Here is a 24,261-nt window from a genome sequence, read left to right as displayed (position 1 = left end):
GCCTGGACCCGCTGTGCAGCCCCTCATCTGCCACGTAGCAGGAGGGCGGGCACGCATGGCGGGCGCTCTAGTCGCTCGAACAGAACTCCATGCCAGATATAGAAAGCCATCCAAACGGCGACCGCATTGCGGGGCCGCTCGATCCTGACGAAGTACACCGCATCGCCGACGACGCAGAAGCACTCGCCGCTGCGCATGAACTCGCTTCGACGTTCGCGAAGGAAGCCGCCCGGCGCGACCGTGATCGCGTGCTTCCGTGGGACGAACTGGACCTGTGGTCGAAAAGCGGACTCGGCGCGATCACCGTGCCGCGCGAATACGGGGGTGCCGATGTGTCGTATGCGACCCTCGCGGAGGTGTTCGTGATTCTCTGCGAAGCGGACCCGGCACTCGGTCAGATTCCGCAGAATCACTTCGGCGTGCTGGGTCTGCTGCGCGAAACTGGTTCGCCGGAGCAGAAGGCGCGCTTCTACGCAGAAGTGCTGGCTGGACGGCGGCTCGGCAACGCGGGCCCGGAGCGCCGCTCGTCCGCCGTGAATACGATCTTGCAGGGCACGACGCGTTTGCAAAACACGCCGGGCGGCTTGCGTCTCGTCGGCCGCCGCTTTTATTCGACGGGCGCGCTCTTCGCGCATCGCGTGCCGGCGCGCGCAACGGACGACGAAGGTCGGCCCGTGCAAGTATGGGTTCCGCGCACGGCACCCGGCCTCACAGTCGTCGATGACTGGGCCTCGATCGGTCAGCGCACGACGGCAAGCGGCACCGTGCTATTCGACAACGTGCCCGTCGATCCCGACGACGTGCTGCCCATCTGGCAACTGGCGAACCGCTCTGGTCTCTATGGCCCAACGTCGCAACTGATCCAGGCCGCCATCGATCAGGGCATCGCGCAAGCGGCCATCGCCGACGCGCTCGCGTTCGTGCGCGAACGTTCGCGGCCGTGGATCGATTCGGGTGTCGAGCGCGCCAGTGACGACCCATACATCATCGCCGACGTCGGGCGCCTTGAAATCGATCTGCATGCTGCGCACGAGGTGCTGCTCGAAGCAGGCCGCACGCTCGATGAGATTGCCGCCGCGCCGCTCGACGACGAAGCGAGCGCGCGGGCGTCGGTGGCCGTCGCGGAAGCGAAGGTGCTGACGACGCGCATCGCACTCGAAGCCAGCGAAAAGCTCTTCGAACTGGCAGGCTCTTCGGCGACGCGTGCCGCGCACAATCTCGACCGTCACTGGCGCAACGCGCGCACGCACACGCTGCATGATCCCGTGCGCTGGAAGGTGCATCTGCTCGGCAACTATCACTTGAATCACGTGCTGCCTGCGCGGCATTCATGGAACTGAACGATGACGATCGACCTCTCACCTGCGCAGGACACGTACGTTGAGTCGCGGCCGCCGCTTTTGCCGCGCAAGCCGCTGCGCGCGCCCGATTCCATCATTGACGATGCGCACGCGCTCGAAGTCGCACGGCGGCTCGCTGGCGAGTTCGCGCCCGATGCGGCGCTGCGCGACCGCGAGCGCCGCTTGCCGTGGTCCGAACTCGATGCGTTCGTCGCGAGCGGCCTGTGGGCGATCACCGTGCCGCGCGCTCATGGCGGTGCCGGAGTCAACGCGGGCACGCTCGCTGAAGTGATCGCGACCATTTCGGCCGCCGACGGATCGCTCGGCCAGATTCCGCAGAACCACTTCTATGCGCTCGAAGTGTTGCGCGTCGGCGGCAGCGCCGAACAGCAGCGCTTCTTTTACGACCGCGTGCTTGCCGGCGAACGCTTCGGCAATGCGCTCGCCGAAATCGGCCACAAGGATTTCAAGCGTCGCACGCGGCTGACGCGCGAGCGCGATGGCTGGCATATCCATGGCCGCAAGTTCTATTGCACGGGTGCGTTGTACGCGCACTGGATTCCTACGCTCGTCGTCACGGAGGAGGACGGCGCCGACGTGACGCGGCTCGCTTTCGTGCCGCGCAATGAAGAGGGCGTGACGGTGACGGAAGACTGGGACGGCTTCGGCCAGCGCGTGACGGGCAGCGGTTCCGTCACGTTCGATCATGTGCGGGTCGAGCCCGAATGGGTCGTGCCGTTTCAATCGTCGTTCGAGCGGCCCACGACGATCGGCCCTGTAGCGCAAATCATGCACGCGTCGATCGATCTCGGTCAGGCGCGCGGTGCGTTTGCCGCTGCGCTCGACTTCGTGCGCGAGCAATCGCGACCGTGGATCGACGCGAACGTGGCGCGCGCAACCGACGATCCGCTGACCATCGCGCAGTTCGGCGACCTCGCCGTGCGGCTGCGCGCGGCAGAAGCGCTGCTGAGACGCGCTGGCCGTATCGTCGATGCGGCGCAGGCGGCGCCCGACGAGCAGTCGGTTGCGCAAGCGTCGATTGCCGTCGCCGAGGCGCGTGCGGCGACGACCACGGTATCGCTCGATGCGGGCTCGCGGCTCTTCGAGCTGGCGGGCACGGCCGCGACGCTCGACGATCTCGGCCTCGACCGCTTCTGGCGCAATGCGCGCACGCACACGCTGCATGATCCCGTGCGCTGGAAATACAACGCGATCGGCAACTTCTATCTGAACGGCAAGCTGCCGCCGCGACACGGAGCATTGTGATGGCGAAGAAAGAAATCCTGCTGAACGCGTTCAACATGAACTGCGTCGGACACATCAATCATGGCTTGTGGACGCATCCGCGCGACCGCTCATCCGATTATCGCTTGCTGTCGTACTGGACGGACCTCGCGCGCGCGCTCGAACGAGGCCTGTTCGACGGGCTCTTTCTTGCGGATATCGTCGGCGTGTACGACGTCTACAGGCGCAACGTCGATGTCACGCTCAAGGAGTCGATCCAGTTGCCCGTCAACGATCCGACACTGCTCGTTCCGGCAATGGCCGCCGTCACGCAGCATCTGTCGTTCGGCGTGACCGTGAATCTCACGTATGAGGAGCCGTATCTGCTCGCGCGGCGCTTCTCGACGCTCGATCACCTGACGCAAGGGCGGATCGGATGGAACATCGTCACCGGCTATCTCGACAGTGCCGCGCGCGCGATGGGGCGCGCCGCGCAACTGCCGCACGACGAGCGCTACGATCGCGCGGACGAGTATCTCGACGTGCTCTACAAGCTGTGGGAAGGCAGTTGGGAAGACGATGCCGTTGTTCGCGACAGGGCGGCGCGTGTCTATGCGCGGCCTGACAAGGTGCATCGCGTGCGGCATGCGGGGCAGTACTACAACGTCGAAGGCTATCACCTCGCGGAACCGTCGCCGCAACGCACGCCTGTGTTGTTTCAGGCGGGCAGTTCCAGACGTGGGCAGCGCTTCGCCGCGCGTCACGCCGAATGCGTGTTCATATCGCCGCCGAATCGCGAAGTGGGACGCGCAACGGTGCGTGCATTACGCGAGGAACTGGTGAAAGCGGGGCGTCGCCCGGACGACGTGAAGGTGTTCGTCGGGGCCGCTGTGGTGCCGGGCGCAACGCAAGCCGAGGCGCGCGACAAGCACGCGGACTATCTGCGCTACGCGAGCCGCGAGGCGGGTCTTGCGCACTTCGCCGCGAGCACGGGGATCGACTATGCGCAGTACGATCTCGACGAGCCGATCGACTACGCGCCCGGCAACGCGATCGAATCGGCGGCTCGCACGGCGAAGGCACACGGCTGGACGCGTCGCAAGCTGCTCGATATGTTCGCGCTGGGTGGGCGCTATCCGGCGATCGTCGGCACGCCCGCGCAGATCGCCGACGAACTCCAGCTATGGGTCGACGAAGCGGACGTCGATGGTTTCAATCTCAGTCGTACGGTCGTGCCCGAAAGCTACATCGATTTCGTCGATCTCGTTGTTCCCGAATTGCAGGATCGCGGCATCTACAAGACGGCTTATGCGGATGGCTCATTGCGTCACAAGCTGTTCGCTGCGGGCGACAGATTGCCCGGGCGACATGCGGGTGCTGCGTTTCGTCAGCGATCGGCGCTCGACAGCGTTGCCGAAGCGCCGAGCGTCGCCTGAGCAACGAAGAATCTAAAAGCTAAGCGGCCTGTTGCCCCAGTGCGCGCGACAGGTTGGTTGCCTCTCGCTTGAGCAACTCGGCAAACTGCGTGACGCGGTTGTCGGTGACACGCACGCTGGGACCGAAGATGCAAATCGATCCCGCAATCTGATTGGCCCCGTTGAAGAACGGCGCGGCGACGGCAACCGCGCCTTCGATCAGCTCATGGCGGCTCGTTCCGTAGCCTTGCGCGCGGATCGCTTCGATGTCCGCGAGCAGCGCCGACACATCCTGATCCGGCTCTGCGAGATACGGGCGCAGTTCATCCGCGGAAAGCTGCATCTGCGAGAGGATGGTGCGCCCGCTCGCGCCGAGCACGAGCTTCTCGCGATAGCCGACACCCCGCCGGAAACTCAGCGGCTGCGGGCTCTCCAGTTCCGCCACGCACACGCGATACGTGCCGTCGGGCACGAACAGCGCCACCGTCTCCGACGTCTGCGCCCAAAGATTTCGCAGCATCGGTTGCGCAAGCTCCGCGATGCTGTGATCGCTCATCCACACGTGCGCCAGATGCGCGACGGCGCTTCCGAGGTGAAACCGCTGCGGTTCACCCTTCGACGCGAGAAAGCCCTTTTGTTCGAGCGTGTTCAGCAGCCGATACAGCGTCGGTCGGCTCAGGTTCACGCGCGTGAGCAGTTCCGCGACGGTCAATTCGTTATCCCCCGGTCTGAACGCAAGAAGTATTTCTAGCGCTCTTTCCACCGCACGCACATTCTCGTGCGATTTTTTTTCTTGCATTTGAAATTTCCTTTCCAAATCGGACGGTGCCGTCTGCACATTGTAGAGAAAGTCACCGGCAATGAAACTTGACTTCGCTCAAACTGTCCGTAGAATGAAATCATAATCTCACACAGCGGACAACAACGCCGCAACCGATCTGGAGGATGAACATGGACAAGAACATGTCGGAAACCCTGGTGCGCACGGGCCCGGGGACGGCAATGGGCAACCTGATGCGCCGCTACTGGGTGCCGATCCTGCTCGCGAGCGAAATCGCCGAGCCCGACTGCCCGCCCGTGCGTGTGCAGATCCTCGGCGAGAAGCTGCTCGCCTTTCGCGATTCCGAGGGCAAGGCTGCGCTGATCGACGAGTTTTGCTCGCATCGCGGCGTGTCGCTGTATTTCGGCCGTAACGAAGAGAACGGCATTCGCTGCGCGTATCACGGCCTCAAGTTCGATCGCGACGGAAAGTGCGTCGACGTGCCGTCCGCGCCTCAGGCGTGCAAGCACATGGGCATCACCGCGTATCCGTGCATCGAGCGCGGCGGAATCGTGTGGGCGTACATGGGACCGAAGGACCGCCAGCCGGCGCCGCCCGATCTGGAGTGGTGCAATCTTCCAGACAGCCATGTGTTCGTGTCGAAGCGGCTGCAGGAATCGAACTATCTGCAGGCGATGGAAGGCGGCATCGACACGAGCCATGTCTCGTACGTGCACCGCTATGAAGTCGACGACGATCCGATGCACCAGGGCACCAAGGCGCTCGACTACATCAAGGCCGATGGCAACGTGATCTTCGAAATCGAGAAGCAGCCGTTCGGCCTGACGCTTTTCGGCCGTCGCAACGGCGAGCCGGATTCGTACTACTGGCGCGTCACGCAGTGGCTGTTCCCGTGGTACACGCTGATCCCGCCGTTCGGCGATCACTCGCTGGCGGGCCACGTGTGGGTGCCGATCGACGATCACAACTGCTGGGCCTGGAGCATCAACTTCCGCCCCGACCGTCCGCTGAGCGAACAGGAGCTGGCCGATCTGAACGCGGGCAAGGGCATTCACTGCGAGTACGAGCCCGGCACGTTCCGGCCCAAGGCCAACAAGGACAACGACTATCTGATCGATCGCCAGGCGCAGAAGGACAAGCGCGCGTACTCGGGCGTGTTCGGCTTCGCGATGCAGGATGCGTCGCTGCAGGAGAGCATGGGGCCGATCCAGGATCACAGCAAGGAAAAGCTGCTGCCGACCGACCGCGCGATCGTGATGGCGCGCCGGATGCTTTACGAAGCGGCCACTGCGTTGCTGCCCGATACCGATCCGCCCGCCATCGACGCCGATCAGCAGCGCGTGCGCGCAGCGGGGGCGCTGTTGCCTCGCGATCAGAAGCCGCAGGAATGGGCGGCCATCCACCTTGCCGACGGCAAGGGTCAACCGATCTACTCGATCTGATCGTCCGCGCCGGATGCTGGTCCGGCGCGGGGGCATCGTTCCTGATTCGCGACAAGGAGGCCGGCATCGCGCCGGCATGAAATGCAGCAAGGTACAAGACTTCAAGGCAAGGTTGCGCTGATCACAGGCGGCGGCGGAGGGATCGGCGCCGCGACGGCGCGCGTCTTCTGCGACGAGGGCGCGGCTGTGGTGCTGGTCGACGCGAACGCCGAGGCGCTCGCGCGCGTCACCGATGAACTGCTTCAGCACGATTCTTCCGCGAAGGTGAAGACCTTCGTGGCCGACGTGTCGAACGCGGACGAGGCGGCCGCAGCGGCCGAGCTTGCCGCCCGCTCGTTCGATCGTCTGGATGTGCTCGTCAACAACGCGGCGATGCGCAACTACAGCCCGCTCGCCGAGGCGACACCCGCCGAATGGCAAAGCATGGTGTCCGTGAATCTGATCGGAACGTCGAATTACTGCAAGGCCGCGCTTCCGCTGCTGCGCAAGTCGGCTTGCGCGAGCATCGTCAACGTGTCGTCGTGCTATGCGGTGACGGGGCGCAAGGGGATGGGCCTGTACGATGCGACCAAGGCCGGCATGCTCGCGATGACGCGCACGCTCGCATTCGAGGAAGCGGCGCACGGCCTGCGTGTCAATGCCGTCTGTCCCGGCTCGACGCTGACCGACTTTCACGTCAACCGCGCGCGTGCCGCCGGCAAGAGCGTCGACGCGCTCAAGACGCAGCGGCAGGACACGTCGCTGATCGGTCGCTGGGCTGCGCCCGAAGAAATTGCGTGGCCGATTCTCTGGCTCGCAAGCGACGAAGCATCGTTCATCACGGGCACGACACTGATGGTCGATGGCGGCCTGTCGACCATGTAATGGGTGGTCAGCATGAACGATTCCACACTTACCGTGCGTGTCGCGCGACGCAGCGTCGAAGCTGAGGGCATTGTCAGCTTCGAGTTCGCGAGTGCCGACGGGCGCGAGTTGCCTGCGTTCGATGCGGGCGCGCATATCGACGTGCATGTTCCCGGCGGTCTGATCCGGCAGTACTCGCTGTGCAATTCGCCTGCGGACCGTCGGCGCTATCAGATCGCTGTGTTGCGCGATGAACAGTCGCGCGGCGGTTCGGCGGGCATGCACGAATCCGTGCACGAAGGCGACGAGATTCGCATCAGCGCGCCGCGCAATCATTTCCCGCTTGCGCACGGCGAAGTGAAGCATCTGTTGCTTGCGGGCGGCATCGGCCTTACGCCGCTGCTTTGCATGGCCGAACATCTCGGCGATGCGGGCGCGTCGTTCGAGATGCACTACTGCACCCGCTCGCGATCGCGCGCGGCTTTCATCGAACGTATCGCCCGTTCGCCGTGGGCAGCGCAAGTCCAGTATCACTTCGACGATGGCGACGCTGCGCAGCGCCTCGACTTGCAGGCGCTTCTCGCGCAGCCGCAGCCCGATGCGCATCTGTATGTATGCGGCCCGCAGGGATTCATGAATGCCGTGCTCGACATGGCCCGTTCGCTGGGCTGGCCCGAGCAGCAACTGCACTATGAGTTCTTTTCGGCCGCGCCCGTCGATACCAGCAACGACGGGGCTTTCGAAGTCCGCCTCTCGCGCTCAGGACGTATCGTGCCGATCCCCGCGGACCGGTCGGTGGCCCAGGCGCTCGCCGATGCCGGCGTGGATGTCCCCGTGTCGTGCGAACAGGGTATCTGCGGGACGTGCATTACGCGCGTGATCGACGGCGAGCCCGACCATCGCGATCTTTTTCTGTCGCCCGAGGAACAGGCTCGCAACGACCAGTTTCTGCCGTGCTGTTCGCGCGCGAAGTCGAGGAGGCTCGTGCTGGACCTTTAGCGATGCAAGCAGGTCGATAGAACCAGGACCAGCCCGCTTCGAATGGCTGGATCAGAAGTGCAGAATAAAGGGGCGGCCACGTGCACGCCCTGCATTGGAGGAGTCATGGAGAAGAATCTGACGCCGTCAGGCGACGCATCTTGCGGCGTGTGGTCCGCACAAAGCGCGGCGGATACTGAAACGAGCGCTTACCGCTGGGTTGCATTGTTCATCGTATGGGCGGCGTTTCTGCTGAGCTACGTGGATCGCGTTGCATGGAGCACGGTCGCCGCGCCCGTCGGCGCGTCGCTCGGTCTCAATGTCGCGATGCTCGGCGCGTTCGTCACCGCTTTCTACGCGGGTTACGTTCTCGCGAATGTGATCGGCGGCGCGCTCACCGATCTGCTCGGCGGCCGCGCGATGATGACGCTGGCGCTGCTGCCGCTCGGCGTTTTCACTTTCTTCTTCGGCGAGACCCGCACGCTGACGACAGGTATTGCGATCCAGCTTGCAATGGGCTTTGCGGCGGGAGCCGATTACTCCGCCGGCATGAAGATCATCCCCGCCTGGTTCACGCGGGACCGCGGCCGCGCGATGGGGATCTACACCACGGCCACATCGCTGGCGGTCGTTCTCGCGAATGGGATCGTGCCGTCGTTTTCCGCGCAGCACGGCTGGTCCAACGCGTTCCGCATGCTCGGCGTCGTCACGTTCGCGTGGGGCATCGTATCGCTGCTGTTCCTGAAGAACCGGCCGAACAGCGATCAATCGCCGACACGAAACAGCGCGAAAGAAATGCTTGGCCTCTTGCGCAACCGCAATCTGATCGTGCTCGCGATTGCAGGCTGTGGCGGCCTTTGGGCGACGGTCGGCTTCGGCGCGTGGGGCAATGCGTTGATGACGAAGCAATACGGCATCTCGCCCGTCGTTGCGGGTTCCATCATTGCGTCGTTCGGAATCGGCGCAGTGATCGCAAAGCCGACGCTCGGCTGGATCTCCGATCTGCCCGGCATCTCGCGCCGGCTGATGTCGATTCTCTGTCTGATCGCCTTCGCGCTGATGCTGCTCGTCTTCGGCATGTGCTCGACAACGACGCAGTTCTTTGTGGTCGCGCCGATTCTGGGCGCGTTCTCGTACGGCTATCTGCCTGTGCTGATGGCGCAGATCAGCGATGCGTCGGGCAAGCGTCTTGCGGGCGCGAGCGCGGGCTGGACCAACGCGATCTGGCAAACGGGCAGCGCAATTTCTCCGCTCGCCGTGGGACACGTATATGGCGGCACGCATTCGTTCATGCTCGCGCTGATGACGCTCGCGATCGGTCCCGTCGTCGGCATGGTGGCGATGTTGTTCGTCAGCAGACACATTTCCCGCGAATAAAACCAATGCCAAAGAGAGCGTTATGTCTCGCTCTCTTGTTCCTTGCGATTCGATTAGTACCACTACAGTAATAAATCAAAGGAGACAGGATGAAGTCGAATTACACGGCCCGCGCGATCGGAAATCTGCTTGTCGCTTGCGTTGGAGTGGGAATGAGTGTCGCGGCGCACGCGCAATCGTCGGTGACGCTGTACGGGATTGTCGATTCAGGCGTCGAGTACGTGAACCACGCGGCGAAGCAGGGTTCAGGCAACCTGTTCCGGCTCAATACCGGCAATCGAATCAACTCGCGCTGGGGCATAACGGGCAAGGAGGATCTCGGCGGCGGCCTGCGCTCGATCTTCACGCTCGAATCGGGCATCGCGATGAACAACGGGACGTTGCAGCAGGGTGGACGACTCTTCGGACGCCAGGCGTTCGTCGGCATCGAGAGCGACCGGTTCGGCTCCGTGATGGCCGGCCGGCAGATGACGCCGATGTATCGCTACTTTCTCCCACTCGATCCGCTCGGCTATTCCAGCTATGGTTTTTCCGCGCAGGACGCGCAGTTCGTGGGCCGCGCCGACAATGCCGTCGAGTATCTGGGGCACGCGGGACCGTTCGAAGTCAATGCGCTCTACAGCTTCGGCTATGACTCGACCGTGCCCAATGGCGGTCCGGTACCGGGCGCGTTCCGGGTCGGCAAGCAGTTCGACGTAGGCGGGCGCTATCGTCAAGGCCCGTTAAATCTGTCGTTCGTGTATGAACAGCGGCAGGGCCAGAGCATCGCATCGGCGAATGACAGCGAACGCCGTTACGTGGCCGGCGGTTCATGGCAGATCGGCGACGCGACGCTTTATGGCGGATACGAGCTGTTGCTCAACGACATCGCCGCGACGTTGCAGGCTTCGCCGTCGCAGTACATGGCGTATGGCGGATTGCGTTACAAGGTCACGCCGCAACTTCAGCTGGCGGCCGCTTCCTACTACCACTCGTATCGCGCGGTATCGGCGCACGCGCTGAGCTCGGGTGTCAACGCGGACTACTGGCTTTCCAAGCGGACGGTTCTCTATACCGACGTGACCTATGTGATCAACAGTTCGAAGTCTGCGTTGAGTGCGACGGGATCGACGACAACGGTCGCGACGGGTGCGAATCAACTCGCGGTCGCGATTGGGATTGCGCATCTGTTCTAGGCGCTTTCATTGCAGACTCATGCCAAACCGTATCGCCTGTACGATGCGAATTGCGCTCAGCGAAACACGCTGACCGCTTCCACGAGGTGTTCGGCCTGTTGCCTGAGGCTCTCCGACGCAGCGGTGCTCTGCTCGACGAGTGCCGCATTCTGTTGCGTGATGGTGTCGAGATCGCTCACTGCGCGATCGACTTGCGTGCCCCCGCTGCTTTGTTCCTCGGTGGCGGACCGGATTTCCGCAATGAGGTCCGACACGCGCTTCACTTGCGCGACGATGTCGTCCATCGTCTGTCCTGCATCGTCGACCAGCTTGACGCCCGCCTCGACTCTCTCGACGCTCGCGCCGATCAGGTTCTTGATTTCCTTCGCGGCGTTCGCGCTTCGCTGCGCGAGCGCACGGACTTCGCCGGCGACGACCGCGAACCCGCGTCGCTGGTCGCCCGCGCGTGCGGCTTCGACTGCGGCGTTGAGGGCCAGGATGTTGATCTGAAACGCGATGCCGTCGATCACGCCGATGATGTCGGCGATTTTTCGCGAGCTGTCGGTGATGTCGTCCATCGTGCTGACGACCTGCGACATCGCCTGTCCGCCTTTCGCAGCCGCGTCGCTCGCTGACGCCGACAGCGTGTTGGCCTGCATCGCGGTTTCTGCGTTGCTCTTGACGGTCGCGGTCATCTGCGTCATCGACGATGTGGTCTGCTGCACGTTGGTGGCGGCCTGCTCGGTTCGTCCGCTGAGATCGTTGTTGCCTTGCGCGATCTCGTTGACTGCACGCTGCACATTGATGACCTGTTCGCTGACGTCGTCGATCAGCCAGCGAAACATCAGCCCAAGCTGGCTGATCGTGCGCAGCGTCATGCCGATTTCGTCGACGCGATTCATGTGAACGGCTTTCTGGCTCTCTCCCGATGCGACACGCAGTGCCTGTTGTCGGGAAATTAAAACTCGTGCTGCGTGACAGGTTGGTTATTGCGCACGGACGGCCCTCGAAAGTTGGAATGTTTGTCGTGCCCGCAGACGTCGCGCTAAGGGCGCGCACTGTCTATCGAGTGCTATGGCGTCGCGCCGCAGACTGACACCATAAGAAGGCTATCGGAGGCAGGTGAAAAGAACTTTATGGGCCGGAGCGGGAAAAAGGCCTACGGATTTACCCAGTCCCCCCAAAAATAGAGGTAGTCGCTACTTTGTGATTTTGCTGTGACAAGCGGGACTCCCGAAGGCGTCATTGCACCGATTGAAGGGGCGTCGGCCCAAGCGTTCATCCCATTGCTGCGATGCGTGGCATGGGTCGCTGTCTCTAGCAACCCATGCCTGTCTTCGGATTAGCTGGATTCGCCCTGGGTGGCTTGAGCGCTGATCCATGCGTTACACACCTGCTCGATTTGCAACGCCTCCTTGTTCGGAAGAAGATCGTAGCGGCCGTCGACAGACCCATTGATCAGCCCATGGAGCCCGCCCGCGAGGAATCGCCTCTTCCAGTACGTTACTGCCGCCGACGTTATAGAACACTCGCTGCTGATGTCGTTGTTCGAATGACCGTCAGCGGCCATCAGCAGGATCTTCGCACGAAGTCTCCATGAGGGAGGGTGGTCTTGCGTGCGGACCATCGCGATGAGCTGCTCACGTTCGTCCGCCGAAATTTCAAATTGGATTCTGGGTCGAGCCATGTTCAAACTGCAGTAGCGCAGTACTCCGTGAAAGTCAGAATGAACGTCACCGTCGTTGCGTCTTGCCGTGTCGACAAAACACAGCTCCAAAAGGCGAATGCGGTGAGTGGAAATCGTGCCGTCCATCGGATCGGAAGCGCATCTTCGATCAAACGGTCGAGCGCGAGTCAAGGGGTGTGTTTGAATTCGGCAAGCGCATCTCCTCCACGTTCTCAAAAGTGGTAACTGCTTCATCACCGCCGCAGCGGACTTGCAAGGCAAGATGGCAATGTCGTGCGCCGGGTGAAGTGGTCAACCGGTGCCGACGAATTTTGTTGATATATTGAGCCATCGCCGATATTGCTCAACAGTTCCGGCCACCTTCCTGGCAAGGAGGCAACAGGAACGGATCGAGCGGCGATACGGCACTTGCGTGCCTGATGGACCGCTGAGGGCCGCTAGTTCGACAGGGATCGTGTCACATGAGCAAAACATTGCGACGCCTCCTGCGAGGGGGAGTACGCATCCTACGGCTTTTATTTTTTTTATTCCCCCGCCCTTTGGAGGGGGAGCGCTAATTCGCGAAGCAGCACTTTGGGAATCGGTGCTCAGCCCGTCTGTTTAATGCAGAGCAATTACGATGGGCGGTGCGAACACATTGAGGACGTAATCGTTTTCGACCCTTGAAAACGGAAGTGCTCGCGACATCAGTCGCGAGCACCGTTGCCAGGCTTGTCAGTGTCAACCTACCTTCGACGTCAACTCGAACCGGCAGTGAGTTCGCTCGCCGCTTTCGACGTGTTGTAGTTGTCCGACGGGCAGCCATCCTGCTTCCTTGATCCGCTCAAGCAGTGCGTCGAGGTCATCCACATACGTTGCGATGTGGATAAAGCCTGCATCGCAGGGACGTGCGTCGACGGTCTTTCGGTTGGTGGGCTTCCGGCCGCGAAGTCATGCTTGCTCCCGGTCTGCGCGTTTCCAGAACGCTTGCAGTTCTTCGGAGATGAATTGGGTCTTCTCCTCGAAGACCCAATGGCCGCATTCCTCGATCACGCCGCCACTCGCATTGACCGAGATTGCCTTTGCGCTATCGAAGCAGTGCGATCCAAATGAGTGACTTCCGCCCCAGGCGAGCATCGGTATTTTCAGTTTCTCTTTTGCGAGTTCTGCTGTCTGCGCGGCCATTTGAGGAATGTAGCCGTAGTGATTGAGGCTTGCACGAAGATTGCCCGGCTGCTTCATCTGCATCACATAAAGCGCCACTTCCTCTTCTGGCATTGCTTGAGGGTTGTACGCGAAGTCGCGGAAGAAATGGCGCAGATATTGCGCCTCTCGTCCTTCGACAAGAAAGCGAGTGATATCCATATTCATATGCATGCCGAGATGCCAGTACGGCACACGCGGATCGACATATCCGGGGAAGTCGAGTCCGAAGAACGGTGTTTCGATCGTGGACAGGGAAATAGCGCGATCGCCAGCCATATACGCGAGCGCCACCGAGGGCGGACCTCCAAGGTCGTGGCTGAGAATATGGAAGCGATCGATGGCTTCCACTTCGAGCAGGTCGAGCATGTCCTGGGCGATGGTTTTCGGCTCGTAGCCGGAGAACGGCTTGTCGCTGTCCGCGTACCCACGCAGGTCTGGGGCGATGAACCGATATTCGTTGCCCAGTGCGTCGATGATAGGAATGAACTCCCTGTGGTTCTGAGGCCATCCGTGCATCGCGAGGACCACGGGACGGGAGGGATTCCCCGCCGCAACGTAGTGCAGCGTTATTCCATTTGCCCTTGCGCGCTTGCTCGTCAGCTTTTCCATGACCGCTCCTGTCGAATAGAAGCACCGGATGAAGCATCGGTGTTGGTGATAGTCCGCAGCAGCGTTCGCTGCTACGACTCCGCTCACGCGATGTCGAATTTGCAGCCGAAGAAGCAGATTCGACATCGATACGTGCCGAAAAGATTATGGACCTATCGGTTCAGAAGTGCATGCGTAGGTATCGAATGAAACGTTCTGCATTCTCGAACGTGCCAGAACGGCCTGAGCGCGCACGCGGGATGGGTGCCAGAAGCGGGTTTTCGAAGCCGAGCCCGCTTCTGGTTATGGAGCTTCAAAAAAAGTTACTCGTTACGCTCATAGCCTTTGACAAGATCGAGCCATTCGAACGTCCGGTCGGACTTCAGAAGGCCTTTGAGCTTGCCTTCATAGTCGACCCGGTATGGCTTCTTCAGATGATGATCCACGAAATACTGCGCGCTGCACGCCCAGGTTTCGTAAAGCACGAGGGTGTCGGGATCATCTGCGGATCGATGTAGATATGTGTTGACGAAATCCGGTTCATTTGACATTTCGTCGAGCACCTTGACGAGGCTCGAGTAAAGTTCTTCGCGCGCCTCAGGCTTGCCGGGCAGATGGACAATGAATGAAATGTTCTGAGTCGTGGTGGGGCTCCTGAATCTGGATGGATCTTTACGCTATTGCATCGGCAGCGTTCAACACCTGACGTCACAGGAGGTGATGATTGTGAAGATTATGGACCAACCGGTTTCGAATGTCGTTCGAAGGGACCCGCGAGGTCGTTCGGTTTCATCGAACGAGTACGGGCGAGCGATCTGACGACATCGAGCGCGATCGAGGCAATCCTCTGTTGTAAACCGCTTGGTCTACAATGACAGTCTGTCAGAGGAAACTGAAATGGCACGCCCACGAGAGTTCGACGAAGATCATGTTTTGGATAAAGCCCTGCATGTGTTTTGGGAGAAGGGCTATGATGCCGCGTCGCTGGCGGATCTCCAGGAGGCGACGGGGCTCACGAAGTCCAGCTTGTACAAGGCGTTCGAAAACAAGGAGGGGCTGTTTCGGCGGGTGGTCGATCGATACAACGACAACCATCTGGCGTTTCGTGAGCACGCGTTGGCGCAACCGACACCCAGGCTGATCGCCGAATCTCTGCTCGATGGAATCGTTGTACTTCACACAGGGAAGAACACACCTTCCGGTTGTCTTGTGACGTTTGCCGCGCTTGCGTGCAGCGCGGATGCGCGTCCTCTCGCCGATGAACTGTCGGAGAGCCGCAATGCTTTCGAGCGGCGTCTGCGCAAGCGCTTCGAGTCAGTGAAGCAGGCGGGGCCGCTTCCGGAGGGCATGACCAGTCATGACGCGGCCACTTTCGTATCGACGTTTATTCAGGGTCTCGCCGTTCAGGCGAGAGGAGGCGCTACGCGTCGGCAGCTTCGTCAACTGGTGGCGGCGGTGTTGAAGAGCTGGCCCGCAGCTTAGGAAAACGCTGTCCAGATCTGCTCGGCGGTGCACCCGCAGAGTTGCCGAATGAGAAGCGCGCGGCACTTCTCACAACGGTAGTGCTCGATTGCCACTACACCTTCGCATTCGCCAACGCCGATCAGGGTCAGGCCGTCTTCTCTGATCCTGTCAGCGGAGCATCCCTGGAGCGTGGCGCATTCGTCGCAAAGTTCCATGAGCTGATTGCCGTTTCACGTGAGTCAAGCTACAGCGGGAAAAGGAGCGCTTAAGCGGGCCATCCATCAGTGAAGACCCCGCGAGAAGAAGCGGGCAAGTGAGTATTGCGCCAATTTGCCAGTTGCGCAGCAAGAATTATTTGGGGAACCAGACAAACCGGGAAATGCACAGCGTTAGTGCCAAACGTGCTTCATTTCGGTGAGTTTTGCGCGGGTTGACGAGCAGATACTTCGCGCCATCAGGCGGTACGCGCACTCAGGTGCTGGGCAAAACGCAATCACTCGGCGGGCTGCATCCACGCCGGATCGAGCGGCGCCATTCTGCGCAGCGTCAGTCGAAAATCGCGTGCGACGGCCGGCAATGTCGCATCGCGTCGGCGGATCAGACCGATTGTGCGTGCAACCGTCGGCTCGACGAGCGGACGGATCGCGATTCTCGATTGAGCATCGCGCGGCGCCGCGCAACGTGGAATGATCGAGATGCCGAGTCCGGCTTCGACGAGTCCGAGCGACGTCGTCAGATGCTCGATTTCGATCAGACGGTCCGGGCGCCAGTCGATGTCGCGCAATGCGGCATCGAGCATCCGGCGATTGCCGCTCGTCGTGCCCGACACGATCAACGGCCACGGTCTCAGCTCTCGCCATGCGACGTGCTCGCTTTTCGCAAGCGGATGATCGGCGGGGCACGCCAATACGTACGGGTCCACCAGCAACTCGTCGATCGCGAGTTCGGGCGTTTCATTGACGAGAAACGCGATGCCGAATTCCGCGTCACCATCTGCGACGCGCCGCGCGACCGTCGAGAGGTCGGCTTCGATCAGCCTCAGCCGCACTTCAGGCCGCTTGTGGTGATAGCTGCTCACGATCTTCGGCAGCAGGAACTTCGCGACAGTGGGGATGCACGCAATCGTCAGTTGACCCGCGCGAATACGGGTGGCCTCGGTGACGAGCTGCAATGACGCGTCAAGTTCGCGCAGCACGCTTTGCGCGCGCGGCAACAGCAGTTCGCCCGATGACGTGAGCGAGACCGTGCGCGTCGTGCGCTCGAAGAGCATCAGATCGAGTGCTTCTTCGAGCCGCTTGATGCGTCGCGTCAGCGCCGATGCGGACAGATTCAATTCGATCGCCGCATCGTTGAACGATGCGTGGGAAGCGACAGCGACGAAAGCGCGGAGCGCATCGAGATCGACGCCGGGAAAGCGAATCATGGGAGCCTGACTGTGGATCTGACTGTGAGGGATACACAGACTATCGACTATTGCATGTGAGGCAATAATAATCGCGCCGCACGCAATTCACAAACCCACGGCGCGTGCGGATACTGGGTGACAGCAAAGCAGCATGCCCGGCTTAAACCCACTACCGCGCGCCATTGCGCCTGACACGCGATGAACCAGCACAACGACATCGGCACAAACCCTTATACCGGCGGCGTCGCGGCCTTTGTGGCGGGATTGCGTTACGAAGCGATCCCCGACGAAGTGCGCGCTCGCATCAAGCTGCTGATTCTCGATTCCCTCGGCTGCGCACTGTTCGGCTCGGGCCTCGAGTGGAGTCGCATTCTCTCGGACACGCTCGCGAGCATCGATATGACGCAGGGCTGCAACGTGTGGGGCATGCCGTTGAAGCTGTCGGCGCCACACGCGGCGCTCGTCAATGGGACGATGATCCAGAGCTTCGAGCTCGACGACGTGCATCGCGCGGGCGTGCTGCATGTCGGCGCGGTGACGTTGCCCGCAGTGCTCGCGATCGCAGAGACGCTGCCCGCCGATGCACGCATGAGCGGCCGCGACTTTCTGCGCGCGTGTGTCGCCGGCTATGAAGTGGGGCCGCGCGTCGGCATGTGCATGGGACCCGAACATATTGCGCAGGGTTGGCATTCGGGCGCCACGGTCGGCGTGTTCTCGGCTGCGGCGGGCGCGGCGGCCGCGTTGCGTCTAGATACCGCGCAGACGGTGCACGCGCTCGGCATCGGCGGCACGCAGTCGGCGGGCCTGATGGCCGCGCAGTTCGGCGCGATGGTCAAGCGCATGCATGCGGGGCGCGCCGCGCAAAGCGGACTGTATGGGGCGCTATTGGCGCAACACGGCTTCACGGGCATCGTCGATGTGTTCGAAAACCCGTATGGAGGATTTTGCAGCACGTTCTCGCGATCGACGGACCGCTTCGATCTGACGCAACTGATCGACGGCCTCGGCGAGCGCTTCGAGACGATGAACATCGCGCTGAAGTTCTATTCGTGCGTGGGCAGCAATCACACGACGCTCGATGCGATTCGCGCGATGCAGGCGCGTCATCCGTTCGGCGCGAACGACGTCGAGTCGATCGTCGTGCATGGCTCGCGTGTGACAGTCGATCACGTGGGCTGGCGCTACGTGCCGCAGGGGCTGACGTCCGCGCAGTTGAACCTGCCCTACTGCGTCGCGACGCTGCTGCTCGAAGGCGACGTGTTCGTCGACCAGTTCAGCGAAGACAAAGTGGCGGACCCTCAACGCATGGCGCTGGCCGATCGCGTACAGGTGCTCGAAGACCCGTCGATCACCGCGTGCGGCCGTGGCGCGCGCCATACGGTGAGAGTCGAAGCGATACTGCGCGACGGCACGCGGCTCGAAGAAACCGTGCAATCGCAGCGCGGCAGCGAGCATGCGTTTGCAAGCGAGGTTGAAATCGTCGGCAAGATGACGAAGCTCGCCGCACGTCGCATCGAAGGCAAGCAGATCGAGCGCATCGTGGACTGGGTCATGCACGCCGAAGAAAAGACGGACGCAGCAGAACTCGTGCGCTTGCTCGCGTCTCGCGGTTAGCGCCGCGAGAACATCACACGCGAGCACATCACACGCAGCACGGCAGGCAGGAAAGTAGCAAGGCAGCAATCCAGGCACCAGACAATAGCGGCCGGGCGGCCGCAAGGGGACACAGGATGGCCGCAACGCCTCACGATCTGTCGCTACGGACTTCGCTCGCCGGGCGGCGGGAACGCTTGCGCTCGATCATCGGCGGCAGCGCGGGCAACGTGATCGAGTGGTACGACTTTCTCGCGTACTCGATCTTCTCCATCTACTTCAGCAAGGCATTCTTTCCGGGCGGCAATCAGACGGCGCAATTGCTGAACGCGGCCGCGGTCGCCGCGATCGGCTATGTGGTGCGGCCGCTCGGCAGCTGGGCGATCGGCGCGCTCGCGGACAGGCACGGACGGCGCGTCGCGCTGAGCGTATCGGTGGCGATGATGAGCATCGGCTCGCTGATCATCGCGCTCACGCCGACCTACGCAACGATCGGTGTTGCCGCGCCTGGCGTGCTCATCTGCGCACGGCTGCTGCAAGGCTTCAGCATGGGCGGCGAGGCGGGCACGAGCGCGACGTATCTCAGCGAAATGGCGCCTGCGGGCCGGCGCGGGTTCTTCGTCGGCTTCGTGCAGGTGACGGTCGTGATGGGTCAACTCGTGGCGCTCGCGCTGATGCTCTTGCTTCAACGGCTCGTGCTGTCGCCCGCGCAACTCGAAGACTGGGGCTGGCGCATTCCATTTGCGATCGGCGGCGCGCTCGCAGTATTCGCGCTCTACCTCAGGCGCCGCATCGCGGAAACAGATGCATTCGAGCGTGCCGATGCGCTCACGGCGGGCAAGCCGCGCGACGAAGCTGAGCGCGGCAGCCTCGTCGCATTGCTGATCCGCCATCGCATGCAGACGCTGTGGACGATCGGCATCAGCATCGGCGGCACGGTCGCGTTCTATACGTTCACGATCTATCTGCAGAAGTACATGGTCAATACGACGGGCTTCAGCCGCAATACGGCGACGCTGATCACTACGGTCGCGCTCGTGATCTACATGTGTTTTCAGCCGCTCTATGGACTGCTGTCGGATGCCGTCGGCAGGCGTCCCGTCATGCTGATCTTCGGTGTCGGCGGCACGTTCTGCACGGTGCCGTTGATGCACGCGCTCGGCACGACGCACAGCGTGTGGGCGGCGTTCGCGCTGAACCTCGCGGCGCTGGGCATTCTGAGCGGCTTCTCCTCGATACATTGGCTCGTGAAGTCGGAACTCTTTCCCGCGAAGCTGCGCGCGCTCGGCGTCGGTTTGCCGTTTGCGGTGGTGTCGTCGGTGATGGGCGGCACGACGGAATACCTCGCGTTGAAGTTCAAGCACGCGGGCCACGAGTCGTGGTTCTTCTACTACGTGAGCGCGTGCGCAGCGATATCGCTCGTCACCTATCTGCTGATGCCGGAGACGCGCCATCGCTCCGTCATCGACGAAGAAGCGCGAGGCTGACGGCGCCATGCAAAGCACGCAACGAGACGACACGATGCACGAATCGACGACGACGGCCGCACACGCGCTCGCGGACTACGCTCACGGCTTGCGATACGAAGCACTGCCCGCCGACGTCGTGCGGCTCGCAAAGGATTGCCTGATCGATGCAGTCGGTGCGGCCGTCTATGGTCACGAAGTGACGGCGGGCGAAGCCGTGCGCCGCTATCTCGCGAATGCCACGCCGGGACTGTGCGCCGTCCCCGGCATCGCCGATGCGCGCTATGGCGCCGAAGCGGCGGCCTTCGCGGGCGGCGTGCTCGTGCATGCCGCCGAGCTCGACAGTCTGCGGCAGCCCGGCGCGGGTGTTCATCCCGGCGCAGTGCTCGTGCCGCCCGCGCTGGCCGCCGCGCAGATATCGGGCGCATCGGGACGCGATGTGTTGACCGCGCTCGTCGTGGGCATCGAAGTGCTGTTCCGGATCGGCGCGGCGACGAACCATTCGGCGGAAGCGCGCGGATTCCACGCGCCGGGTCTGACGGGCCCGTTCGGCGCGGCAGTCGTCGCGGGCAAGCTCGCGGGCGTGGACAGAGAGACGCTGCGGCGCGCGCTCGGAATCGCGGGTTCGCTGGGCGGCGGACTGCTCGAATTCGCGAAGGCAGGCGACGGCGGCCTCGTCAAGCGCGTGCATCTGGGGCGCGCGGCGCAGGCGGGCATCGTCGCCGTGCAACTGGCGCGCGCGGGTTTCGACGGCCCGTCGAGCGTGCTCGAAGGGCGCTATGGTTTTCTGCACGCGTATTGCGAGCGCTCGGACGTTGCGCTGCTGACGGACGGTCTCGGCACGCGCTACGAAACGCCGACGGTCTGCCTGAAGCGCTACGCGTGCCACATCGTCGCGCACACGCCCGTCTATGCGGCGCAGCGTCTGCGTGCCGCGCACAATATCGACGCGCGTCGCATCGCATCGATCCACATTGAGGGCGCGGCACGGCTCGCCGCGAATCACGACATCAAGTCGCCGGCCGATGCGACGCTCGCGCAGTACAGCGTGCCGTACTGCGTCGCCGCGGCGCTGCTGCACGACGCCGACGACCCCGCGACCTTCGGCAAGCCGTTGCTCGACGATCCCGCCGTCGGCGAACTGGCGCAGCGCGTGAGCATCGTCGCAACGGTTGCGCAAGGGCTGTCGACGAAGACACGCATCACGCTCGACAACGGCACGTGCTACGAAGAAGCGCGCGCGGACTTTCCGGGCTGTCCGAGTTCGCCGCTTTCGCGCGAGCAGTTGCGCGCGAAATTCATGCGGATGACGCGCACGCTCGACACTGCGGCCGCGCCGCTGTTCGACCGCCTCGATCGTATCGAAGAGGAAGCGAACCTTCACTGGCTCGACGCTGCAGCGTCACGGCTGCAAGGAGCACGCGCATGACGATCGCCCGATGGCTCGGTGAGAGGATCGCCGCATTCCGTTTCGAAGACCTGCCGCCCGAGGCGTTGCGCTGGGCGCGCATCGGCATCGTCGATACCGTCGGCGTAACGCTTGCGGGCGCGAGCGAGCCTTGCACGCGTCTCGCGCATGCCGTCGCGTCGCCGTCTGTGGGCGACGCGCTGGTGTTCGGACGACGCGAGCGCATGAAGCCGTCGGACGCGGCGTTCGTCAACGGCACGGCCGCGCATGCGCTCGACTTCGACGATTGCAGCAACACGCTCGGCGGTCATCCGTCGGCGCCTATTCTGCCGGCGCTCTTCGCGCTTTCGGCGGAGGGGCACGCAAGCGGCCGTGAGTTCGTGAGCGCGTATGTCGCCGGCTTTGAAACGCAGGCGCGGCTCGCGCACGCGGTGAACTTCCATCACTACGACAAGGGCTGGCATCCGACCGCGACACTCGGCGTATTCGGCGCGTGCGCAGCGGCGTCGCGTCTGATGCGGCTCGACGCATCGCAAACGGCAACGGCCCTGTCGATCGCTGCATCGTTTGCGTCCGGCGTGAAGGCGAATTTCGGCACGATGACGAAACCGCTGCATGTCGGTCACGCGTCGCGCAACGGGCTCATTGCAGCGCAGCTCGCACGCGAAGGCTTCACGGCCGGCGACGACGCGTTCGAGCATCGCCAGGGCTTCTTCAATGTCTACAACGGCGCGGGCAATTACGATGCCGACGCGGCGATGCGCGCGTGGGCCGATCCGCTCGATATCGTCGAGCCGGGCATCGCGATCAAGCAGTACCCGTGTTGCGGCAGCACGCATCCCGCCATCGACGCGATGCTGATGCTCGTCGCCGAGCACGGCTTGACGCCGGAGAAAGTCGAGCGCGTGATCTCGCGCACGCATCCGCGCCGCTTGCAGCATACGAACCGTCCGCAGCCGAAGAGCGCGCTCGATGCGAAGTTCAGCGTGCAGTACTGCGTTGCAAAAGCGCTCGCGCAAGGTCGCGTCGTGCTATCCGATTTCGAAGGCGATTCGTATGCGATTGCATCGATACAGGCCGTGATGGGGAAAGTGACGGCCGGGCCCGATCCGCTCGCGGACCAGCAGCCCGATCATTTCGGCGCGGAGGTGGTCGTCGAGTTGCGCGACGGAAGCCGCCTGTCGAAGCGCGTCGCGCGCGCGGCGGGCCGCACGTCGGCGAATCCGCTGCCCGACGAGCGTATCGAAGCGAAGTTTCTGGATTGCGCCTCGCACGCGCTGACGAAAGACGCGAGCGAGCGCGCGCTCGCCGCGTTGTGGCAGGTCGAGCTTCTTGAAGATATCGCCCGTTTCACTGCGCAGATGGAGGCCGGCTTGAAGCCGGAATAGAAGCCCGATTGAAGGAAGCGAGCGGATGAGCAACGCAACCGTCCCGCACCACACCCGATAGCACATCGCGCGGCCACGAACGCGCGGATTCGAAGGAGACAGGCATGAACGATTCACTCGTCGCCGCGCGCGTCGACCGTTTGCCGAACTCGCGGATGCATCGCGAATGGATGCTGCTGTTTGCGATCCCGCTGTTTTTCGACAGTTGCGATATCAACACGTTTGCTTCGGCTGCGCCCGCGCTGATCCGGCATTGGCATATTGCAATCAACGAAATCGCGCTGATCACGTCGGCGAGCTTTATCGGCATGTTCTTCGGGGCTACGTTGGGCGGCATGCTGTCGGACCGGATGGGACGTCGGCGCTCGCTGACTGTGTTCGTGCTGATCTCGTCGCTCGGGTCGCTCGCGACCGCGCTGGTGCCCGGCGTTCCCTGGCTGTTCGCGGCGCGCGTGGTGACGGGCTTCGGCATTTCGGCGGGCATGGTGACGGTGATGACGTACATCGCCGAGCTGTTTCCTGCGAAATCGCGCGGCACGTGGCAGTCGTGGGCGATGGTGATCAACCTGTGCGCGATTCCGTTGACGAATCTCGTCGCGCGGCTCGTCGTTCCGTTCGGTCCGGACGGCTGGCGCTGGGTGTTCGTGTGGGGCTCGCTCGGCATTGCGTTTCCGCTGATCGTGCGGCGCTTGCCCGAATCGCCGCGCTGGAGCGCTCGCGCGGGGCGCTTCGGCGACGCCGAAGCCGCGATCGCCGCAATGGAAGCGCGTGTGGCAGCCGAAGGGCATGTGCTCTCATCGCCCGCCGTGGTCGTGCGCGCGCCTGACGCACGCGAGCCGTGGACCGCGATGTTCAATAGCCTCTATCGCCGCCGCACGCTCACGCTGTGCGCGATCTGGCTGCTGCAGACCATCGGCTTCTACGGCTTCGAAGCGTGGGTGCCGACGCTGCTCGTGCATCACGGCATCACGGTCGCGCGCAGCCTCACGTACTTCACGCTGATCAACGTCGGCGCGCCGCTCGGCGCATTGCTCGCCGTCGCGCTCGCGGATCGCTTCGAACGCAAGCATCTGATCGCGATCGTCGCGTTTCTGATCGCATGCTTCGGCTTGCTGTACGGGCTGAGCTTCCAGCCCGTGCTGATCGTCGCGTTCGGTTTCGCGGTCGGCATGTTGACGCAGACCTTCGCGACGCTGCTGTACTCGTACACGCCCGAGCAGTTTCCGACGGGCGTGCGCAACAGCGCGACGGGCCTGACGTATGGTGCAGGCCGCGTTGCCAACGTGGCGAACGCCTTTGTGATCGCCGCTATCTACACCAGCTATGGCTACGTGACGGTGTTCATGTACATCGCGGGCGCGTGGACGCTCACTGCGCTGATCACACTGATGTTCGGTCCGCGCACGACAGGCCGCAGCCTCGAAACGCTGAGCCCCGCCGTCGATCCGAATGCAACGGGCGACGCGTCGCTGCAACCGCTCGCGGACTATCCACGCCGCTGACTACGCAACGGGAGACTTGAC

General features: G+C 62.8%; 20 protein-coding genes and 1 pseudogene. 14 read left to right on the top strand and 7 right to left on the bottom strand.

Annotation, left to right across the window (positions count from 1 at the left end; all coding sequences use genetic code 11):
* Positions 1-89 precede the first annotated feature (89 nt).
* From AB4Y32_RS18215 to AB4Y32_RS18205, 3 genes are read left to right on the top strand one after another with little or no spacing between them, the layout of a single operon-like run.
* Entirely contained in the window at positions 90-1,340 is a 1,251-nt protein-coding gene (locus tag AB4Y32_RS18215; RefSeq protein WP_368722672.1) for an SfnB family sulfur acquisition oxidoreductase, read from the top strand.
* Between the two features lie 3 nt (positions 1,341-1,343).
* A complete protein-coding gene (locus tag AB4Y32_RS18210; RefSeq protein ID WP_368722671.1) occupies positions 1,344-2,606 on the top strand; it encodes an SfnB family sulfur acquisition oxidoreductase in 1,263 nt (420 codons plus the stop codon).
* Positions 2,606-4,000 (top strand): LLM class flavin-dependent oxidoreductase, encoded by a 1,395-nt coding sequence (locus AB4Y32_RS18205; protein ID WP_368722670.1) that lies wholly within the window; start codon positions 2,606-2,608, stop codon positions 3,998-4,000. Before AB4Y32_RS18210 ends, AB4Y32_RS18205 begins: the two co-directional genes overlap by 1 nt.
* Positions 4,001-4,019: 19 nt before the next feature.
* On the opposite strand, the gene AB4Y32_RS18200 is transcribed toward AB4Y32_RS18205, so the two are convergent.
* Complete coding sequence (locus AB4Y32_RS18200; RefSeq protein WP_368722669.1) at positions 4,020-4,778, bottom strand: IclR family transcriptional regulator; 759 nt, start codon at positions 4,776-4,778, stop codon at positions 4,020-4,022.
* A 152-nt stretch (positions 4,779-4,930) separates the two neighbouring features.
* On the opposite strand from AB4Y32_RS18200, the gene AB4Y32_RS18195 reads away from it, so the two are divergent.
* The 5 genes from AB4Y32_RS18195 to AB4Y32_RS18175 all read left to right on the top strand — a co-directional run bounded on the left by AB4Y32_RS18195 (position 4,931) and on the right by AB4Y32_RS18175 (position 10,575).
* Positions 4,931-6,202: a Rieske 2Fe-2S domain-containing protein gene (locus AB4Y32_RS18195; protein ID WP_368722668.1), complete on the top strand. Its 1,272-nt coding sequence runs from the start codon at positions 4,931-4,933 to the stop codon at positions 6,200-6,202.
* Positions 6,203-6,283: 81 nt separating this feature from the next.
* Positions 6,284-7,066, top strand: a complete 783-nt coding sequence (locus tag AB4Y32_RS18190) for an SDR family NAD(P)-dependent oxidoreductase (RefSeq protein ID WP_368722667.1) — start codon at positions 6,284-6,286, stop codon at positions 7,064-7,066.
* 12 nt (positions 7,067-7,078) lie between these two features.
* Complete coding sequence (locus AB4Y32_RS18185; RefSeq protein ID WP_368722666.1) at positions 7,079-8,044, top strand: PDR/VanB family oxidoreductase; 966 nt, start codon at positions 7,079-7,081, stop codon at positions 8,042-8,044.
* A gap of 105 nt (positions 8,045-8,149) precedes the next feature.
* Positions 8,150-9,400, top strand: coding sequence for a nitrate/nitrite transporter (locus AB4Y32_RS18180; protein WP_368722665.1), 1,251 nt, complete (start codon positions 8,150-8,152; stop codon positions 9,398-9,400).
* A gap of 89 nt (positions 9,401-9,489) precedes the next feature.
* A complete protein-coding gene (locus AB4Y32_RS18175) occupies positions 9,490-10,575 on the top strand; it encodes a porin (RefSeq protein ID WP_368722664.1) in 1,086 nt (361 codons plus the stop codon).
* Positions 10,576-10,631: 56 nt separating this feature from the next.
* Here AB4Y32_RS18175 and AB4Y32_RS18170 read toward each other — a convergent pair.
* The 5 genes and pseudogenes from AB4Y32_RS18170 to AB4Y32_RS18150 all read right to left on the bottom strand — a co-directional run.
* A pseudogene (locus tag AB4Y32_RS18170) lies at positions 10,632-11,501 on the bottom strand (methyl-accepting chemotaxis protein); the annotation flags it as partial.
* Between the two features lie 395 nt (positions 11,502-11,896).
* Entirely contained in the window at positions 11,897-12,367 is a 471-nt protein-coding gene (locus AB4Y32_RS18165; protein WP_368722663.1) for a transposase, read from the bottom strand.
* A 594-nt stretch (positions 12,368-12,961) separates the two neighbouring features.
* Complete coding sequence (locus tag AB4Y32_RS18160; protein ID WP_368722801.1) at positions 12,962-13,108, bottom strand: hypothetical protein; 147 nt, start codon at positions 13,106-13,108, stop codon at positions 12,962-12,964.
* Between the two features lie 63 nt (positions 13,109-13,171).
* Entirely contained in the window at positions 13,172-14,035 is an 864-nt protein-coding gene (locus AB4Y32_RS18155) for an alpha/beta fold hydrolase (RefSeq protein ID WP_368722662.1), read from the bottom strand.
* Positions 14,036-14,337: 302 nt separating this feature from the next.
* On the bottom strand, positions 14,338-14,628 hold the full coding sequence (locus AB4Y32_RS18150) for a putative quinol monooxygenase (RefSeq protein ID WP_368722800.1): 291 nt from the start codon (positions 14,626-14,628) through the stop codon (positions 14,338-14,340).
* A gap of 247 nt (positions 14,629-14,875) precedes the next feature.
* Between AB4Y32_RS18150 and AB4Y32_RS18145 the strand changes: the two genes are divergently transcribed.
* Complete coding sequence (locus tag AB4Y32_RS18145) at positions 14,876-15,496, top strand: TetR/AcrR family transcriptional regulator (protein ID WP_368722661.1); 621 nt, start codon at positions 14,876-14,878, stop codon at positions 15,494-15,496.
* A 475-nt stretch (positions 15,497-15,971) separates the two neighbouring features.
* Here the strand turns inward: AB4Y32_RS18145 and AB4Y32_RS18140 are convergent, their stop codons facing one another.
* A complete protein-coding gene (locus tag AB4Y32_RS18140) occupies positions 15,972-16,901 on the bottom strand; it encodes a LysR family transcriptional regulator (RefSeq protein WP_368722660.1) in 930 nt (309 codons plus the stop codon).
* A gap of 180 nt (positions 16,902-17,081) precedes the next feature.
* Here AB4Y32_RS18140 and AB4Y32_RS18135 point away from each other — a divergent pair, with 180 nt between their 5' ends.
* The 5 genes from AB4Y32_RS18135 to AB4Y32_RS18115 all read left to right on the top strand — a co-directional run bounded on the left by AB4Y32_RS18135 (position 17,082) and on the right by AB4Y32_RS18115 (position 24,240).
* Positions 17,082-18,497, top strand: a complete 1,416-nt coding sequence (locus AB4Y32_RS18135) for an MmgE/PrpD family protein (RefSeq protein WP_368722659.1) — start codon at positions 17,082-17,084, stop codon at positions 18,495-18,497.
* A gap of 116 nt (positions 18,498-18,613) precedes the next feature.
* The gene (locus AB4Y32_RS18130) at positions 18,614-19,963 is read left to right on the top strand and encodes an MFS transporter (RefSeq protein ID WP_368722658.1); all 1,350 of its coding nucleotides are present in this window, start codon (positions 18,614-18,616) and stop codon (positions 19,961-19,963) included.
* 34 nt (positions 19,964-19,997) lie between these two features.
* A complete protein-coding gene (locus tag AB4Y32_RS18125) occupies positions 19,998-21,371 on the top strand; it encodes an MmgE/PrpD family protein (RefSeq protein WP_368722657.1) in 1,374 nt (457 codons plus the stop codon).
* Positions 21,368-22,738: an MmgE/PrpD family protein gene (locus AB4Y32_RS18120; RefSeq protein WP_368722656.1), complete on the top strand. Its 1,371-nt coding sequence runs from the start codon at positions 21,368-21,370 to the stop codon at positions 22,736-22,738. Before AB4Y32_RS18125 ends, AB4Y32_RS18120 begins: the two co-directional genes overlap by 4 nt.
* 104 nt (positions 22,739-22,842) lie before the next feature.
* Positions 22,843-24,240 carry an MFS transporter gene (locus tag AB4Y32_RS18115; protein ID WP_368722655.1) on the top strand — a complete coding sequence of 466 codons (1,398 nt, stop codon included), beginning with the start codon at positions 22,843-22,845 and terminating at the stop codon, positions 24,238-24,240.
* The last annotated feature ends 21 nt before the right edge of the window (positions 24,241-24,261 follow it).

This window comes from Paraburkholderia phymatum (assembly GCF_040965635.1).
GTDB classification, from domain to species: domain Bacteria; phylum Pseudomonadota; class Gammaproteobacteria; order Burkholderiales; family Burkholderiaceae; genus Paraburkholderia; species Paraburkholderia phymatum_B.
This window is presented reverse-complemented; position numbering and strand designations above follow the sequence as displayed.

Bases quoted from the DNA above. Each gene is read 5' to 3' on its own strand.
- AB4Y32_RS18215 (WP_368722672.1), top strand. From the start codon at position 90: ATGCCAGATATAGAAAGCCATCCAAACGGCGACCGCATTGCGGGGCCG.
- AB4Y32_RS18210 (WP_368722671.1), top strand. From the start codon at position 1,344: ATGACGATCGACCTCTCACCTGCGCAGGACACGTACGTTGAGTCGCGG.
- AB4Y32_RS18205 (WP_368722670.1), top strand. From the start codon at position 2,606: ATGGCGAAGAAAGAAATCCTGCTGAACGCGTTCAACATGAACTGCGTC.
- AB4Y32_RS18200 (WP_368722669.1), bottom strand. From the start codon at position 4,778: ATGCAAGAAAAAAAATCGCACGAGAATGTGCGTGCGGTGGAAAGAGCG.
- AB4Y32_RS18195 (WP_368722668.1), top strand. From the start codon at position 4,931: ATGGACAAGAACATGTCGGAAACCCTGGTGCGCACGGGCCCGGGGACG.
- AB4Y32_RS18190 (WP_368722667.1), top strand. From the start codon at position 6,284: ATGCAGCAAGGTACAAGACTTCAAGGCAAGGTTGCGCTGATCACAGGC.
- AB4Y32_RS18185 (WP_368722666.1), top strand. From the start codon at position 7,079: ATGAACGATTCCACACTTACCGTGCGTGTCGCGCGACGCAGCGTCGAA.
- AB4Y32_RS18180 (WP_368722665.1), top strand. From the start codon at position 8,150: ATGGAGAAGAATCTGACGCCGTCAGGCGACGCATCTTGCGGCGTGTGG.
- AB4Y32_RS18175 (WP_368722664.1), top strand. From the start codon at position 9,490: ATGAAGTCGAATTACACGGCCCGCGCGATCGGAAATCTGCTTGTCGCT.
- AB4Y32_RS18165 (WP_368722663.1), bottom strand. From the start codon at position 12,367: ATGGACGGCACGATTTCCACTCACCGCATTCGCCTTTTGGAGCTGTGT.
- AB4Y32_RS18155 (WP_368722662.1), bottom strand. From the start codon at position 14,035: ATGGAAAAGCTGACGAGCAAGCGCGCAAGGGCAAATGGAATAACGCTG.
- AB4Y32_RS18140 (WP_368722660.1), bottom strand. From the start codon at position 16,901: ATGATTCGCTTTCCCGGCGTCGATCTCGATGCGCTCCGCGCTTTCGTC.
- AB4Y32_RS18135 (WP_368722659.1), top strand. From the start codon at position 17,082: ATGAACCAGCACAACGACATCGGCACAAACCCTTATACCGGCGGCGTC.
- AB4Y32_RS18130 (WP_368722658.1), top strand. From the start codon at position 18,614: ATGGCCGCAACGCCTCACGATCTGTCGCTACGGACTTCGCTCGCCGGG.
- AB4Y32_RS18125 (WP_368722657.1), top strand. From the start codon at position 19,998: ATGCACGAATCGACGACGACGGCCGCACACGCGCTCGCGGACTACGCT.
- AB4Y32_RS18120 (WP_368722656.1), top strand. From the start codon at position 21,368: ATGACGATCGCCCGATGGCTCGGTGAGAGGATCGCCGCATTCCGTTTC.
- AB4Y32_RS18115 (WP_368722655.1), top strand. From the start codon at position 22,843: ATGAACGATTCACTCGTCGCCGCGCGCGTCGACCGTTTGCCGAACTCG.